The sequence below is a fragment of the Bradyrhizobium sp. 191 genome, from assembly GCF_023100985.1.
Taxonomy (GTDB): Bacteria; Pseudomonadota; Alphaproteobacteria; order Rhizobiales; family Xanthobacteraceae; genus Bradyrhizobium; species Bradyrhizobium diversitatis.
Genome location: NZ_CP064692.1, coordinates 899659 through 914916, shown reverse-complemented (window position 1 = coordinate 914916; position 15258 = coordinate 899659). Strand labels below are relative to the sequence as shown.

At 63.6% G+C, this 15258-nt stretch carries 16 protein-coding genes; 8 read left to right on the top strand and 8 right to left on the bottom strand.

Annotation, left to right across the window (positions count from 1 at the left end):
* Positions 1-42 precede the first annotated feature (42 nt).
* The 6 genes from IVB23_RS04410 to IVB23_RS04385 all read left to right on the top strand — a co-directional run bounded on the left by IVB23_RS04410 (position 43) and on the right by IVB23_RS04385 (position 5827).
* A complete protein-coding gene (locus IVB23_RS04410; RefSeq protein WP_027571757.1) occupies positions 43-282 on the top strand; it encodes a hypothetical protein in 240 nt (79 codons plus the stop codon).
* Between the two features lie 205 nt (positions 283-487).
* The gene (locus tag IVB23_RS04405) at positions 488-2887 is read left to right on the top strand and encodes a TonB-dependent receptor (protein ID WP_247804760.1); all 2400 of its coding nucleotides are present in this window, start codon (positions 488-490) and stop codon (positions 2885-2887) included.
* Positions 2888-2889: 2 nt separating this feature from the next.
* Positions 2890-3579 carry a Fe2+-dependent dioxygenase gene (locus tag IVB23_RS04400; RefSeq protein ID WP_061876819.1) on the top strand — a complete coding sequence of 230 codons (690 nt, stop codon included), beginning with the start codon at positions 2890-2892 and terminating at the stop codon, positions 3577-3579.
* Positions 3576-4541 carry a tonB-system energizer ExbB gene (gene exbB, locus IVB23_RS04395; protein WP_247802573.1) on the top strand — a complete coding sequence of 322 codons (966 nt, stop codon included), beginning with the start codon at positions 3576-3578 and terminating at the stop codon, positions 4539-4541. The genes IVB23_RS04400 and exbB overlap by 4 nt, the downstream gene beginning before the upstream one ends.
* 3 nt (positions 4542-4544) lie before the next feature.
* Positions 4545-5003, top strand: coding sequence for a TonB system transport protein ExbD (exbD, locus tag IVB23_RS04390; RefSeq protein WP_061876817.1), 459 nt, complete (start codon positions 4545-4547; stop codon positions 5001-5003).
* A gap of 11 nt (positions 5004-5014) precedes the next feature.
* The gene (locus IVB23_RS04385; protein WP_197965902.1) at positions 5015-5827 is read left to right on the top strand and encodes an energy transducer TonB; all 813 of its coding nucleotides are present in this window, start codon (positions 5015-5017) and stop codon (positions 5825-5827) included.
* Here IVB23_RS04385 and IVB23_RS04380 read toward each other — a convergent pair.
* The 3 genes from IVB23_RS04380 to IVB23_RS04370 form a co-directional block, all read right to left on the bottom strand.
* The gene (locus IVB23_RS04380; protein WP_061876815.1) at positions 5815-6237 is read right to left on the bottom strand and encodes a hypothetical protein; all 423 of its coding nucleotides are present in this window, start codon (positions 6235-6237) and stop codon (positions 5815-5817) included. The two genes, IVB23_RS04385 and IVB23_RS04380, sit on opposite strands and share 13 nt — an antisense overlap.
* A 58-nt stretch (positions 6238-6295) precedes the next feature.
* Positions 6296-6976, bottom strand: coding sequence for a site-2 protease family protein (locus IVB23_RS04375; RefSeq protein WP_061876814.1), 681 nt, complete (start codon positions 6974-6976; stop codon positions 6296-6298).
* A 75-nt stretch (positions 6977-7051) separates the two neighbouring features.
* Positions 7052-7918 carry a LysR family transcriptional regulator gene (locus tag IVB23_RS04370; RefSeq protein ID WP_247802572.1) on the bottom strand — a complete coding sequence of 289 codons (867 nt, stop codon included), beginning with the start codon at positions 7916-7918 and terminating at the stop codon, positions 7052-7054.
* Between the two features lie 86 nt (positions 7919-8004).
* Between IVB23_RS04370 and IVB23_RS04365 the strand changes: the two genes are divergently transcribed.
* Positions 8005-8895, top strand: coding sequence for a DMT family transporter (locus tag IVB23_RS04365; protein WP_247802570.1), 891 nt, complete (start codon positions 8005-8007; stop codon positions 8893-8895).
* A 5-nt stretch (positions 8896-8900) separates the two neighbouring features.
* On the opposite strand, the gene IVB23_RS04360 is transcribed toward IVB23_RS04365, so the two are convergent.
* The 5 genes from IVB23_RS04360 to IVB23_RS04340 all read right to left on the bottom strand — a co-directional run bounded on the left by IVB23_RS04360 (position 8901) and on the right by IVB23_RS04340 (position 13950).
* The gene (locus IVB23_RS04360) at positions 8901-9167 is read right to left on the bottom strand and encodes a hypothetical protein (protein ID WP_247802569.1); all 267 of its coding nucleotides are present in this window, start codon (positions 9165-9167) and stop codon (positions 8901-8903) included.
* A gap of 99 nt (positions 9168-9266) precedes the next feature.
* Positions 9267-10013, bottom strand: a complete 747-nt coding sequence (locus IVB23_RS04355; RefSeq protein WP_247802567.1) for an SDR family NAD(P)-dependent oxidoreductase — start codon at positions 10011-10013, stop codon at positions 9267-9269.
* Positions 10014-10031: 18 nt separating this feature from the next.
* Complete coding sequence (locus tag IVB23_RS04350; RefSeq protein WP_247802565.1) at positions 10032-10763, bottom strand: SDR family oxidoreductase; 732 nt, start codon at positions 10761-10763, stop codon at positions 10032-10034.
* Positions 10764-10895: 132 nt separating this feature from the next.
* Positions 10896-12725, bottom strand: a complete 1830-nt coding sequence (locus tag IVB23_RS04345; RefSeq protein ID WP_061876809.1) for an IlvD/Edd family dehydratase — start codon at positions 12723-12725, stop codon at positions 10896-10898.
* A gap of 124 nt (positions 12726-12849) precedes the next feature.
* Positions 12850-13950: a LacI family DNA-binding transcriptional regulator gene (locus tag IVB23_RS04340; RefSeq protein ID WP_061876808.1), complete on the bottom strand. Its 1101-nt coding sequence runs from the start codon at positions 13948-13950 to the stop codon at positions 12850-12852.
* Between the two features lie 201 nt (positions 13951-14151).
* Here IVB23_RS04340 and ugpC point away from each other — a divergent pair, with 201 nt between their 5' ends.
* The gene (ugpC, locus tag IVB23_RS04335; protein WP_061876807.1) at positions 14152-15219 is read left to right on the top strand and encodes a sn-glycerol-3-phosphate ABC transporter ATP-binding protein UgpC; all 1068 of its coding nucleotides are present in this window, start codon (positions 14152-14154) and stop codon (positions 15217-15219) included.
* Positions 15220-15258: the final 39 nt, after the last annotated feature.

Genomic DNA, 15258 nt, shown 5'->3' with positions numbered 1-15258 from the left:
TCGGCATCGTTCATATCGGCGCCGCCACGAATGGAGCGCAGGATGGACGAGCTGAACGGCAAGCTGATCGCGTGTCAGATTTTGATCACGGGATTGATCGCGCGTGTCGCCAACGAGCAGCGCGATCCCTTGCGCTTCCTCACCGACTTTCGCGACGAGATCAAAGCCGTCGTGAACGGCGTCAACATCGCCGGCATGGACAGCACCGATCGCGTGCGCGCGGTCGCGCAGAAGACGGTCGACGAATTGTTCTCGCTGATGAAGCCGCCGAGTAGCGACTGAGAGCGAACGTCTTTCTGCGTTGTCTTTAGAACGAGTCCAATCTCGATCTTAGAACGATTTCAAACTGTAGTTTAGAATCGCTTTGATCTGGATTGATTCAAGGGTTCTCGCGGGCGGCTCGCATTGACCCGCTATTTTGTGGCCGATACCAACAGCCATCGTTCGTCGAAGTGAATGAGCGAACAGGAATATGGGGCGTTTGGTAATGGGGCAGGTGGTCGCACCGAAGTCGTTGCGTTCGGTCGCAGCATTCGATTTGATGGATGAGAGGTTCGCGGGCGTTTCCGGCAAAAAAGTTTCGGCGGTCGCGAGCTTGATCGCGGTGGCGTCGGTGTCGGGCGGCGCGCAGGCGCAGCAGTCGAACCTGCCGCCGGTGACGGTCGATGCTCCGGTCGAGCGGCCGCGTCCGGCTGCCTCGAAGCCTTCACCCGAGCAGGTCCGTGCCCGCAACGCGCTTCGCCGCGCCGCGCAGCGGCAGCAAGCGCCGCAGACGGCTCCCGTCACGCCGTCAGGCCCCGCCGACGCCAATCCCTATGCCGATCCCGCGGCGCCCTACAAGGTCGATCACGTGCAGGCCTCGGGCAAGTTTCCCGAGAAGATGTTGAACACGCCGAAGAGCATTACGGTGCTCAGCAAGGAAGTGCTCGAGGACAAGAACGCCACGACGCTGAAGGAGATCGGACGCTCAACGGCGGGCGTGACGCTCGGCTCGGGCGAGGGCGGCAACGCGTTCGGCGACCGCTTCTTCATCCGCGGCTTCGACGCGCGCAACGACGTCTTCATCGACGGCATCCGCGATCCCGCGGTCTCGATCCGCGAGAACTTCTTCACCGAGCAGATCGAGATTCTGCGCGGCCCGGCATCCTCCTATGCCGGCCGGGGCACCGCCGGCGGCGCCATCAACATCGTCACCAAGCAGGCCGGCGACGTCAACTTCAAGCGGATGGATAGCGAGTTCGGAACCGACATGACCAAGCGTGTCACGCTCGACGTGAACCAGGTCATCGATCCGACCTTCTCGGTGCGCACGGGCGGCCTGTTCCAGGACGCCAACATCGCCGGACGCAACTACGTCACCGACAATCGCTGGGGCAGCTTCATTTCGACCAAGTACACCCCGACCAACGACATCAAGATCACGACGAACTACGTCCATACCGATCTCAGCGGCTATCCCGATTTCGGCGTGCCCTATTACAAGCAGGGCAACGTGCCGGTGACCTCGGCGGGCATTCCGCGCGAGAACTGGTACGGCTTCCTCAACCGCGACTTCCAGACCGCGCGGCAGGATTTCGGCACCGGCACCATCGAGTACAAGGTCAACGAGGCCATCACCCTGACCAGCAAGGTGCGCGGCGAGCACTCGCTGCTCAACTACATCGGCACGCTGCCGCAAAACCCGAACACGACCAGCCCCAATCCGCTGCTCTGGACCACGACGGCGAGCGCGCAGAGCCGCTACCAGAACGTCGACGTATGGGCCAACCAGAACGAGGCCACCTTCAAGCTCGACACCGGCGGGGTCAAGCACACGGCGGTGTTCGGCGTCGAATATTCGAACGAGAACATCTCGATCGACCGCTATGCCGGTCTCGCGTCAGAACTGTCCGGCTCCGCTTTCACGAGCAGCGGTGCCGTCCAGAACGTCAATCTGTACTCCCCGCAATACACCAATATTCCCTTCGGTACGCCGTCCCTGCTTGGAAATCCGACCCGCTATGGCGTCAACACCAGCAGCGTGTACGTCATGGACACCGCGAACTGGCAGGACACCATCATCGTCAACGGCGGCGTGCGCTACGACGGCTACAGCCAGAGTGCCTCGAATAATAGCCCGAACTATGTGAAGCAGAATTCCGATCTGGTGAACTACAACGTCGGTGTGGTCTACAAGCCGATGTCGATCGGTAGCGTCTATGCAGCCTATGCGACATCGGCCAATCCGTTCGGGTCGGAGCTGGATGCGACCGGCACCGAATACGGCGGCGTTCCCCCCAACTCGACCATCCTGCTCGGGCCCGAGCGCAACAAGGCGATCGAACTCGGCACCAAATGGGAGCTTGCGGATCGCCACTTGCTGGTGACCGGTGCGCTGTTCCAGACCACCAAGGACAACGCGCGCGAGACCGTCAACAACCTGCTCACATCGGGTGCTGCCTACAGGATCCAAGGCATCGACATCGAGGCGGAGGGCAAGATCACCGACCGCTGGAGCATCTTCGGCGGCCTGGTGCTGATGCAGTCGAAGGTCACGCAGAGCGGCGTTGCTTCGAATATCGGGCTGCAACTCGCCAACATCGCCCACCAGTCGTTCAGCATGCTCACCAAGTACAAGTTCGATGGCGGTTGGGAACTCGGCGGGCAGGCGGTGTACCGTTCGAAGGTCTATGGCGGCACGTTCGCGGCCAACACCAACGAGCTGCCGAGCTATTGGCGTTTCGATGCGTTCGTCGAGAAGAAGATCGACCAGAACTGGACCATGAAGCTCTACGCGCAGAACCTCACCAACAAGCTCTATTACGACTCGTTCTATCGCAGCAACGTTCCGTTCGTGGCGGTCGCGCCGGGACGGGCATTCTACGTCGTGACGACAGCGAAGTTCTGATCATGTTGACCTGCCTGCCTGGCGTTCTCAGCAAGGATGATGTGGCGGATTTCCGCCGCATCATGGACGTCAGCGACTGGGAGGACGGCCGCTCCACCGCCGGCGCGCAGTCAGCGATGGTCAAGCGCAACGAGCAATTGCCGCCGGATAGCGAGGTCGCGCGCAAGCTCGGCAACCGCATCATCTCGGCGCTGACCTCGAACCCGCGCTTTATTGCGGCGGCGATCCCGCTGCAAATCTTCCCGCCGCTGTTCAACCGCTATGCGGCGAGCAGCGGCCATCATTTCGGCCTGCACGTCGACAATGCGATCCGCGGCGACCGCCTGACGGGCCTTCGCATCCGCACGGACCTGTCGGTCACGCTGTTCCTCGCCGAGCCGGAAGACTATGACGGTGGCGAACTTGTGATCGAGGACACCTATGGTTCGCACGAGGTCAAGTTGCCAGCCGGGGACTGCGTGCTCTATCCCTCGACCAGCCTCCATCTGGTCACCCCCGTGACCAGGGGAACGCGGGTTGCGTCTTTCTTCTGGCTTCAGAGCATGATACGGGACGATCAAGCTCGGAGCATGATCTTTGACCTCGACACCGCGATACAGGCGCTGGTGGAACGGCTCGGGCGTGACGATCCCGAAACGGTCAAATTGACGGGTATCTATCACAACCTCATTCGCTACTGGGCCGAAGTATGAAGACTATGTCCTTCCAAGCAAGCCTTGCCACAGCTTTGATGCTGGCGGCCACCTGGCTCGCATCCCCCGTTTCTGCCCAGACACAAAGCCCCCCGGCACCGGCGCAATCGGTGGCTCAGCCAGCCCCGGCCGGCCCGACCCCGATGGCGCCAGGAGCCTCCGCGCCCGCAACCCAGGAGCCTTCGGTTTCGACGCCAGCCGCTCCCACGGCGCCTCTCGCGGCCACCGTTTCGACGACCGCAAAGCCCGATGCGGCCGCCGTCGCGCCGGCCATGAAGGAATTGTCGCCCTGGGTGATGTTCATGTCGGCGGACGTTATCGTGAAGGCGGTGATGATCGGGCTCGCCTTCGCCTCGCTGATGACCTGGACCGTCTTCATTGCCAAGTCGATCGAGCTGTCGGTCGCATCTACCAAGCTCCGGTCGGCGCTGAAGAAGATTGCGGAGGCGCGCTCGCTCGCCGAAGCGCAGATGGCCCTCGGCACCAAGCAGGGCATCCTGCCGTCCTTCCTGACGGCAGCGCTGCGTGAGGCGCGGATGTCGGCCGGCTTGTCCAGCGATGCCGGCATCAAGGAGCGCGCGGCTTCCAGCTTTTCCGAGATCGTGCGCGCGGAACAGCGGCGCATCCGGATCGGCATGGGCGTGCTTGCGACCATCGGCTCGACCTCGCCTTTCGTGGGCCTGTTCGGCACGGTCTGGGGCATCATGAACAGCTTCATCGGAATCTCGAAGTCGCAGACCACGAACCTCGCCGTAGTCGCGCCCGGCATTGCCGAAGCGCTGCTCGCCACTGCGATCGGCCTCGTCGCCGCCATTCCCGCCGTCATCATCTACAATCATTTTTCGCGCGTGACGAAGGGCTATCTCGAGCTCGTCAGCCGCGCCTCGGGCGCGGCGGGACGGCTGCTCTCGCGCGATCTCGACCGCAGCCACGGCAGCGTGCATTCGCGCGCAGCGGAGTGAACCATGGGTGTTTCGCTCGCAGACAACGACGGCGAAGACGACGATTTCTCGGAGACGCATGACATCAACGTCACGCCGTTCATCGACGTCATCCTGGTGCTGCTGATCATCTTCATGGTCGCGGCGCCGCTCTCCACGGTCGACCTGCCGATCGATCTGCCGACGTCGAGCGCGACGCCGCAGAAGAAGCCGGACAAGCCGACTTACCTCAGCATCAAGCCCGATCTGACGCTCGCGATCGGAGAGAACCCGGTTCACCGGGCCGAGTTGATCGGGACCCTCGACGGCCTGTCCGACATGAGCAAGGATAAGTATGTGTTCCTGCGCGCCGATCGTTCGGTGCCGTATGGCGAATTAATGGGAGTTATGGAGCTCTTGCGCTCAGGCGGCTATACACGGGTGAAACTGGTCGCGCTGGAAGGCGCGCCGGGGGCGCCTGCTCCAGGCGCCGCTCAGCCCTAAGAAGACGCACAATGTCGGACGAAGTCAGGCCATCCCGGAAGCTCTGGATCCTCGCGGCGGTCGCGGCGCTCGCGCTCCATCTGGGTGGTGCTGCGCTCGCGCTGGCGCATCTGCGGGCCGACGACGACGGCGACGGCCTGGGTGCCAACGGTGCAGAGTTCGCCGTCGAGATGGCATCGCCCAAGGCGCCCGAGACCGATCTGCCGCCCGGACCCGACAGCGAAGCGATGCAGGAACAGCAGGCGCTCCCCGAGCAGAAGGCCGAGACCAAGGAGACTGAGCTTCCAAAGGATCAGTCTCAGGAGGTCGAGGATCCCGACCGCGTCGTGACCGAGAACAACGCGAAGAAGCCGACGGAGGACGATCCGAAGATTCAGGCGGTCGAGACTCCCGCCGCCGAAGCCTCGCCGAAATCGGTTGCCACCGCGCGGCAGACGCTCGAGGAGGATGCGCGCGAGGCCGAGAAGGCACTGGCGCCCGTCATCGGTATCGGCAAGGACATCCTGAAGCTGACGGCCGATTGGAACCGCAAGATCAGCGCGCATCTGGCGCTGCACAAGGTCAATCCGGACGGCAAAGTGCCCAATAACCAGAAGGTCAAGGTGAGCTTCGCGATCAACCGGAAGGGCAACGTGCTGTCGGTGGATGTCGTGGAATCGTCGGGGGATGGAGCCTACGATGCGGCGGCGGTGTCGATCGTCCGCAAGTCCGATCCCATCCCGCAGCCGCCCGCCGGACTGACCGAAGACCGGTTCGAACGTACGGTCGACATCATCTTCACTCCGCCGGACGCGAAGAAGAAAAAGACGGCTCAGCGCCAGTAGAGCCGGATCCCAACATAGACCACGACCAGGCACACAAAGATCAGCGCTACCGGGAGCGGCCGTTTCTGGCTTCCAGCGAACGCCGCCGCTCCGAAGGAGGCGGCCTTCTTCGGTTTCGGCGCCGGCCGGCGGAAAGCGGTAACATTATCCGCCGCTGGTTCAGACGGACGGGGGCGGACGTCGGGTGGCGATCCGGCGCCGCCCATCTCGACATAATAGGCCCTGTAGATCGCGCCGATGGTGGCTTCGCTGGCCTCGTTCTCGCTCATCTGCGTCAGCAGGTTCCTGTAGCTGGCGAGAAACTCCTGGGCCTCAGGTGGCAGCGCGGACGCCCCGTTGAGCTTGGCCATCATGTTCCAGGTGGCAAAATCAGCGCGGGCGCGGGTGTCGGCGCGTCGCGCGATCAGCATATCGGCAGCTTTGACCAAGTCGGCCTCTGGCCCTTCGGCGTAGGAGTGTTCTGTTCAACTAAACGTTGCCGGTGAGGAACAGAACAGCCTGAATCACATAACCGGTCAACGTTCGCAGTATTGCTGAAATAACATCAAGATTTAGACCGAACTGCGAACCCGCAAGCGGCAGCAGGATCAACAGGCCGATCAGGATCAGCATACCGAACGGCTCGAGCCGGGACAGCGGCGCGGCGAGGGGGCGGGGCAGCAGCCCGACCGCAACGCGTCCGCCATCGAGTGGCGGTATCGGCATCATGTTGAACACGGCCAGGATCGCGTTGATCACGAGGGCATTCTTGAGGTTGTCGGCAACCCATTTCGCCGAGCTCGCGGGTACCAGGGGGAGGGCATGGAAGGCGAGGGCCGCGGCCAGCGCCAGCAGGATGTTGGTGACGGGCCCAGCCAGCGCCACCCAGACCATGTCGAGCCTGGGGTTGTTCAGCTTGCGGAAGTTCACCGGCACCGGCTTGGCATAGCCGAACAGGAATGGCGAATGCGCGAATAGCAACATCGCGGGCAGGATCAGGGTGCCGAACGGATCGATATGCCGAAGCGGATTGAAGCTGACGCGGCCGAGCTGCGAGGCCGTGTTGTCCCCGAGCCGGTCCGCGACGAAGGCGTGCGCGGCCTCATGAAAGGTAATCGCGAGCACCAGCGGCAGCACCCAGACGGAAAGATCATAGAAGGAGATGTTCACGGCTCGTCCGTTCCGGTTCGCATGCGCGCTTTGCAAAGCAGGCCGTATAGGGCCACAACCCTTTACGATCTACTGTTATATGGCGCCCAATTGCGAAATTGCCCGCTGCAGATGATCCGCCAGCAGTGCCACCGGACGCGACAGGTTGCGCGCGCGGTGGAGGCGGATGTCCGCCGCCGGCAGCGGCGGCAGGCCGTCGCGTTCGGACAGAACGCGCAGGCGAGGGGGCAGGGTGCTAGCCTTCACGACCGTGATCGCGAGACCCTCTGCCGCGATCGCTTCCACCGCTGCAAGCGTCCGGCTGACGAAGGCGAGCCGCCACGGACGGCCGGCGGCATCGAGGGCCTCAGTGGCCCACTGCCGGAACAGGCAGCCCGGCGGGTAGAGTGCGACGGGCAGCGTGGGGCGCTGTGGCCCGGCTGAGTAGGACGCGGCTGCGGCCCAGACTGCCTGCTCGCGTCTCAGCAGTTCGCCATTGCCGCTTCCTTCCGGATGCATGGCGATGACGAGGTCATAGTCTTCGCCGAGCCGGGCCAGCATCGTCGCCGTCAGCCCCGTCTCGATCTCGACCCGGATCTCCGGACGACCTCTGGCAAAATGCGCCAGCAATGGCGGAATGACGATCGTGCCGTAATCGTCCATCACGCCGAGGCGGACCACGGCATCGGGTTTGCTCGGGCGGAGCGCATCGACCGCCTCTGCATTGAGGTCGAGAAGCCGTCTTGCATAGACGAGCAGCTCGTGACCGGCCGCGCTCAGCGCCACGCCCGACCTTGTGCGGTGAAACAGCCTGACGTTAAGCCGCTCTTCGAGGCGCCTGATCTGGACGCTCACCGCCGATTGGGTGCGGTTGAGGATCGCGGCCGCGCGCGTGAACGACCGATGATCGGCGACGGCGAGGAAGGCCCTCAGAAGGTCGGGGTCGAGATCGGACGCGGTCATGACGAAAACTTATCCTGGCATGACGGAAATTCCATTCCCCGTTTCGGCGCGTCTCCTATGCTGACCGAAAGCCATCGGGAGGAATCGTGGGCGAGGTTCTCGGCGTTCTTGCCGCCGTGTTGTCGAGCGCGCTGGGCGGGACGTCCATCGGTGCCACGCGCTATCTCGTGGGGAGCATCGATCCGCTCGCGATCGGCTCGTTCCGGTTCGGCATCGGCTTTCTCCTGTTGCTGCCGCTGGCGCTGCTGCGCGGCGATCGCTGGCCGAAGCGAGGGGATTGGGGTGCCGCCGTCGCGCTCGGCATCCTGTTCTTTGCGCTGTTTCCGATCCTGTTCAACGCGTCGCTGATCTTCACGACCGCAGCGCGCGGCGCGCTGGCTCTGTCGACGCTTCCCTTGCTGTCGCTCGTGATCGGGGCTGCGCTCGGCGCCGAAGCCCTGACCTGGCGCAAATCGGTCGGTGTCGTGATCGCGACCCTTGGCGTTGCTGTGGCGCTTCTGTCCGACCTGACCTCAGCCCCGTCGGGCGCCTGGCGCGGCGATCTCCTGATGATGGCGGCTGCACTGTGCATGGCGCTCTACGGCATCTGGTCGAAGCCGCTGATCCGGCGTTCCAGTCCGATCGCCTTTACGACCATGAGCATGGCGGCCGGCGCGGCCTCCCTCGTCCTGCTCTCGTCCATCCGCGGCAGTTTTGCGCCCGTCGCGGGCTTCGGGCTGCCACAGTGGCTGGGCGCCCTCTATCTGGGTGCCTTCGGCGCAGCGCTGACCTTCTATCTCTGGGCCTTCGCGCTGGAGCGGACGACGCCGACGCGCGTCGCGATCTCGGTGACGGTCAATCCGGTCACGGCATCGCTGGTCGGGGCCTGGCTGCTGAACGAGCCGCTGCGCTGGAATTTAGCGGCCGGCATCGTCGCGGTGTTTGCCGGGATCTGGGTCGCGACGACCGCGGGCAAAGGCAGCGATAAGCAAGCCTGAGGTCTTCATGAAGCTGATCGCTGAGGCTCCTCAATCGACCGCAGCGTGATCGACTTGATGCCATAGTGCATGTGACTGTAGCGCTTGACGTACTCCCAAGCGCTTTGCCTCGCTCCTATCAGACCCGTGAAGCGGAAATTGAGAGGACGACCACCGATCTTCACCAGCCAATACCAGTCCTCCTGCTCGACGGTGATAGGAGCCTGCTCTGGCGCCTCGACGGCGGGACGCAGGAACCACTTGTCGTCCTTGGCTTCCCAATAGAACTCCATCAGGCTCTCCTCATCGCAGTGGAAGATGCGGACGTTGAGTCCTCCGCCTCGAACCGCACGCGCCGCACAGGCATCCGCCTTCCCGAATCATGGCGCTCCTCAATAGGTCGCGCGTCCGCCAGAGATGTCGAACACCGCGCCGGTCGAGAACGCGCAATCCTCGGATGCGAGCCAGGCCACCATCGCGGCGAGCTCTTCCACCAGCACGAACCGTCCCTTCGGAATCTTCGACAGCATGAAGTCGATATGCTGCTGCGTCATCTGGTCGAAGATCGCGGTCTTCGCCGCTGCCGGCGTCACCGCGTTGACGAGGATGTCGTGGCCGGCGAGCTCTTTGCCGAGCGATTTCGTCAGCGCGATCAGTCCGGCCTTGGACGCCGAATAATGCGCCGCGTTCGGATTGCCTTCCTTGCCGGCGATCGAGGCGATGTTCACGATGCGCCCGTATTTCTGCTTGAGCATAATGGGCACGATGGCCTTGCAGACGATGAAGGGACCGTCGAGGTTGATGCGCAGCACCTTGCGCCATTCCTCGAGGTCGGTCTCCCAGACCGGCTTGTTGATTCCGGCAATGCCAGCATTGTTGACGAGAATGTCGATCCTGCCGAAGGCGGCCAGCGTGGCATCGCGCGCCTGCTCGACGGCCGCGGTGTCGGTGACGTCGACCTTGAAGACTTTCGTTTCGCCGCCAATCTCTTTTGCCGTCTTCTCGGCGAGTGCAGCGTCGAAATCCCAGATCGCGACCTTGGCGCCGGAGGCGACGAAGCGTTCGGTGATGGCGCGGCCAAAGCCCTGCGCGCCGCCCGTGACGATGGCGATGCGGCCGTTGAGATCGATCTTGTTCATGAGATCTGCTCCCGAGCGTCAGAGCATGTATCCGCCGTCGACGACCAGATCGACGCCGGTGGTGAAGGCGCTCTCGTCGCTGCCGAGATAGACCGCCATGGATGCGATCTCCTCGGCGGTGCCGAGCCGGCCCATCTTCTGGCGGGAGATGAACATCTCCTTGCCCTGCGGTCCTTGCGCGGCGGCGCGGTCGAGCATCGAAGGGGTCTCGACGGTACCGGGGCAGATCGAGTTGCAGCGGATGCCCTTGGTGATGAAGTCGAGCGCGACCGCGCGCGACAGCAGCGACACTGCCGCCTTCGACGAGCTGTAGACATAGCGATTGGCCGGCGGCCGCAAGGCCGCGCAGGACGAGATGTTGACGATGCTGCCACCGCCGCCCGCGATCATGTCGGGCAGGAACGCCTTGATGGTCCGGTGCATCGATTTGACGTTGAGGTCGAACGAAAAGTCGAAATCCTCTTCCGAGCATTCCAGGATGGTGCCGTGGTGCACGAAGCCCGCCGCGTTGAGCAGAATGTCGATCTTGCCGACGCGCTTGGCAAAGGCGTTGACGTCGGCGGTGTTGCGGACGTCGAGCCTGGCGACCTCGGCGATGCCTCCCTTGGTCAGGCTCGCGATTCCGGCCTCGTTGATGTCGGTGGCGATCACGGTTGCGCCTTCGCGCGCGAATGCGATGGCGCATGCGCGCCCGATGCCTGCCGCAGCAGCCGTGATGACGGCGCGCTTGCCCTTGAGGCGGTCTGCCATGTTGTTCTCCTTTGAATTGTCTCTCGTCATTCCGGGGCGCGACGCAGTCGCGAGCCCGGAATCCATAACCACGATCGGGAATATGGATTCCGGGTCTGCGCCTTACGGCGCATCCCGGAATGACAATCTTTCCTAGTGGTTATCCCGCGCCACGCCAAACGTGCCGGCGACGTTCTGATAACGCGTGGCAAGCTCCATGCAGGCACCCGTCGACTGCTGGCCGACGGTGTTGCGGTAGATCTCCTGCCAGGGCGTCTGGTTCGGCGGATGCTTGAAGCCGCCATTGGCCCTGAGCTCGGCGTGGCGCTTCTTCAACTCCTCGTCCGAGATCATGATGTTGGCGCTGCCCTTGTTGAGGTCGATACGCACCTTGTCTCCGGTCTTCAGGATCGCAAGACCGCCATTGGCGGCGGCTTCCGGCGAAGCATTGAGGATGGAGGGCGAGCCCGAGGTGCCGGACTGGCGGCCATCGCCGATGCAGGGCAGGGACAGGATGCCGCGTTTGATCAATGCTGCCGGCGGCTGCATGTTCACGACCTCGGCGCCGCCGGGGTAGCCGATCGGACCGGTGCCACGGATGAACAGCACGCAGCGCTCGTCGATGTCGAGCGAGGGATCGTCGATCCGCTCGTGGTAATCCTCCGGCCCTTCGAACACGATGGCGCGGCCTTCGAAGGCATTGAGGTCCTTCGGATTGCTGAGATAGCGGTCGCGGAATTCCTTGGAGATCACCGACGTCTTCATGATCGCGGAATCGAACAGATTGCCCTTCAGCACCAGGAAGCCGGCATCCTTCACCAGCGGCTTGTCGTAAGCCCAGATCACGTCGTTGTCGGGCGCCGGCGCATCCTTGCAGTTCTCGCCGATGCCGCGGCCGTTGACCGTAACTGCATCCTCATGGATGCGCTTGTGCTTCATCAACTCGCGCACCACCGCCGGCACGCCGCCGGCGCGGTGGAATTCCTCGCCGAGATAGAAGCCGGCCGGCTGCATGTTGACGAGCAGGGGCACGTCGTGGCCGACTTTCTGCCAGTCCTCGATCGAGAGCTCGACGCCGATGTGGCGGGCCAGGGCGTTGATGTGGATCGGCGCGTTGGTCGAGCCGCCGATGGCCGAGTTGATCACGATGCAGTTTTCGAACGCCTTGCGGGTCAGGATGTCCGAGGGCTTCAGGTCTTCCCAGACCATCTCGACGATGCGTTTTCCGGTCTCGTAGGCGATCTGGCCGCGCTCGCGATAGGGGGCGGGGATCGCCGCACAGCCCGGCAGCGAGAAGCCGAGCGCTTCGGCAAGCCCGTTCATGGTCGAGGCGGTGCCCATCGTGTTGCAATGGCCGACCGAGGGCGCCGAGGAGGCCACGATCTCCATGAACTCTTCATAGTCGATCTCGCCGGCCGCGAGCCGCTCGCGCGATTTCCATACGATGGTGCCGGAGCCGGTGCGCTCGCCATTGTGCCAGCCGTTCAGCATCGGTCCGCCCGACAGCACGATCGCGGGCAGGTTCACGGTGGCCGCCGCCATCATGCAGGCCGGCGTGGTCTTGTCGCAGCCGGTGGTGAGCACGACGCCGTCGAGCGGATAGCCGTAAAGGACCTCGACCAGGCCGAGATAGGCGAGGTTGCGGTCGAGCGCCGCGGTCGGGCGCTTGCCGGTTTCCTGGATCGGGTGGGTCGGGAATTCCATCGCGATGCCGCCGGCTTCGCGGATGCCCTCGCGGACGCGATGGGCGAGCTCGATGTGGTGGCGGTTGCAGGGAGAGAGATCGTTGCCGGTCTGGGCGATGCCGATGATCGGCTTGCCCGACTGCAACTCGGCACGGGTAAGGCCGTAGTTCAGGTACCGCTCCATGTAGAGCGCGGTCATGCCCGGATTGTGCGGGTTGTTGAACCATTCCTGCGAGCGAAGGTGGCGGCGAGAACCGTTGCTGCCGGCGGCATGCCCATTGGTTGGTTTCTTTGTCATTGGTTTCTCCTGCAATGCAAACGCGCTGGCGTCCGTCTCATGGTGTCGGCATGTGCGATGCCCAACGGCGCGAGCGATGATCTGCCTTCCCGGCTGGCGGGTCGTTTCCTCACGAGTCCGAATACTAGTCGTGGCTACTTGGTAACGCTATCATTTTGTTCACCGCGCCCGCGCCGGAAACGACTGGCCTGCTGTCCGAACGTCGTGCCAACGAGCTTTGACGCTCGATCACCTTGAAGCCGAGATCGAGCACCGGCTGCTCCGGGCGCCGCCCTTCGATCGCGTTGATCAGCATGGTGGCGGCCGTCTTTCCCATCTCGTAGCGGTTGGTGCGGATGCTGGTGAGGGTGGGGACGGCGGAGGCCATGAATTCGAGGTCGTTGAAGCCGACGATCGCGATCTGCCCGGGGACTGCGATCTCCCGGCGCCGGCATTCGAACAGCACGCCGAGCGCGAGGTCGTCATTGGCGCAGAACACCGCATCGATGTCGGGCTCCCGCGCCAGGAGATCGGTGAACAGAGCTCCGCCGAGCGTCACCGAAGTCGGCGTGGCCGTCGTGACGACGAGGCGCTGCTCGAACAATCCGGCGTCCTCCATGGCCGAGACATATCCGTCCAGCCGCCGCTGCACCCGCGGGTCCATGCGCGCACCGACGAAGCCGATCCTGCGGTGACCTTGCTCGAACAGGTGCGCAACCGCCGCGCGGGCTGCATCATAGTGCGAAAAGCCGATCATCATGTCGACCGGATCCGGTCCGATCTCCATGATCTGCACGATCGGGCAGTCCGCGGCCTCCAGCATCGCGCGGGACTCGGCGGTCTGGTCGATGCCGGTGACGATCAGCCCGGCCGGCTTCTGCGCCAGAAACAGGCGCAGCAACTTCTCTTCCTGGAGAATGCTGTAGCGCGTGTTGGACAACTGGATCGAGTAACGGCTGCCCTCTGACGCGTCATAGATGCCGCGCAGCACGTCCGAGAACACGTTATTGGTGAGGGAGGGGATCAATACACCGATGACTTCGGTGCGTTGCGAGGCCAGTGCGCGTGCGGCAAGGTTGGGCACATAGCCGAGCTCCTTGGCGGCGCTCTCGACCCGCGTCCGCTTGGCGACCGACAGGGCCTCCGGATTGCGGAAGAAGCGGGACGCGGTAATCGGGCTGACGCCGGCGAGCTCGGCGACTTCGGCCAGCCGGATTTTGCCTGACTTGGTGCGTTTTCGACCCATTTGCTGCTCTTAACACAGTCAGTCCTGCAAACAAAGGAACGTTGACAGCGCTACCAGCAACGACTAACCAAAGACAAATTGCCAAAACCGCACAAACTACCGACAATGTCGCCCGCTAAGATCGGGCTTCGTTCGGTGAAGTCTGAAAAACAAGACGGTCGCGGCGCGAGAGGCGTCGTGGACTTTCGAGGAGGGAGCTAGATGTCGTCTGTGCAAATCCGCGACGTGCGGAAATCGTTCGGCAATTTTGAAGTCCTGCACGGCGTGACGATTCCGATCGAGGATGGCCAGTTCGTCGTCCTGGTTGGCCCCTCCGGCTGCGGCAAGTCGACGCTTTTGCGCATGCTCGCCGGTCTCGAGAACATCACCTCCGGCACGATCTCGATCGGCGACCGCGTCGTCAACAATGTCCAGCCCAAGGAGCGGGACATTGCGATGGTGTTCCAGAACTACGCGCTCTATCCGCACATGACGGTGGCCGAGAACATGGGCTTCTCGCTGAAGCTGCGCAATGCCGGCTCGGACGAGATCAACAAGCGCGTCAAGCGCGCCGCCGAGATCCTCGCGCTGTCGCCGCTGCTCGACCGCTACCCGCGCCAGCTTTCCGGCGGCCAGCGCCAGCGCGTCGCCATGGGCCGCGCCATCGTGCGCGATCCGCAGGTCTTCCTGTTCGACGAGCCGCTGTCGAACCTGGATGCCAAGCTGCGCGTCGCGATGCGCACCGAGATCAAGGAGCTGCACCAGCGGCTGAAGACCACGACCGTCTACGTCACCCACGACCAGATCGAGGCGATGACCATGGCCGACAAGATCGTCGTCATGCATGACGGCATCGTCGAGCAGATGGGCACGCCGCTAGAGCTCTACGACAAGCCCGACAACCAGTTCGTCGCCGGCTTCATCGGCTCGCCCGCGATGAACTTCCTCAAGGGTCATGTTCGCGTCAACGGCGTTGCCACCTTCGAAGGACCGAACGGCGTCAAGCTGCCGCTCAAGACCGCACCGGCGGGCTCGGACGGCCGGCCCGCAGTCTACGGCGTGCGGCCGGAGCACTTCACCATCGCCGATGACGGCGCCGAGGCAGAGATCATCGTGGTCGAGCCGACCGGCTCGGAGACGCAAGTGTTCGCCAAGGTCGGCGGCGAGCAGGTCGTCGCGGTCTTCCGCGAGCGTCACCAGTTCAACCCGGGCGACAAGGTGCGGCTGAAGCCCGACCCGTCACTGGTTCATCTGTTCGACGATGCGACAGGCAAACGCATGAACGCCTAGGGCATCAGACCACGAAGCATAAGACGACAAAAAAAGCAT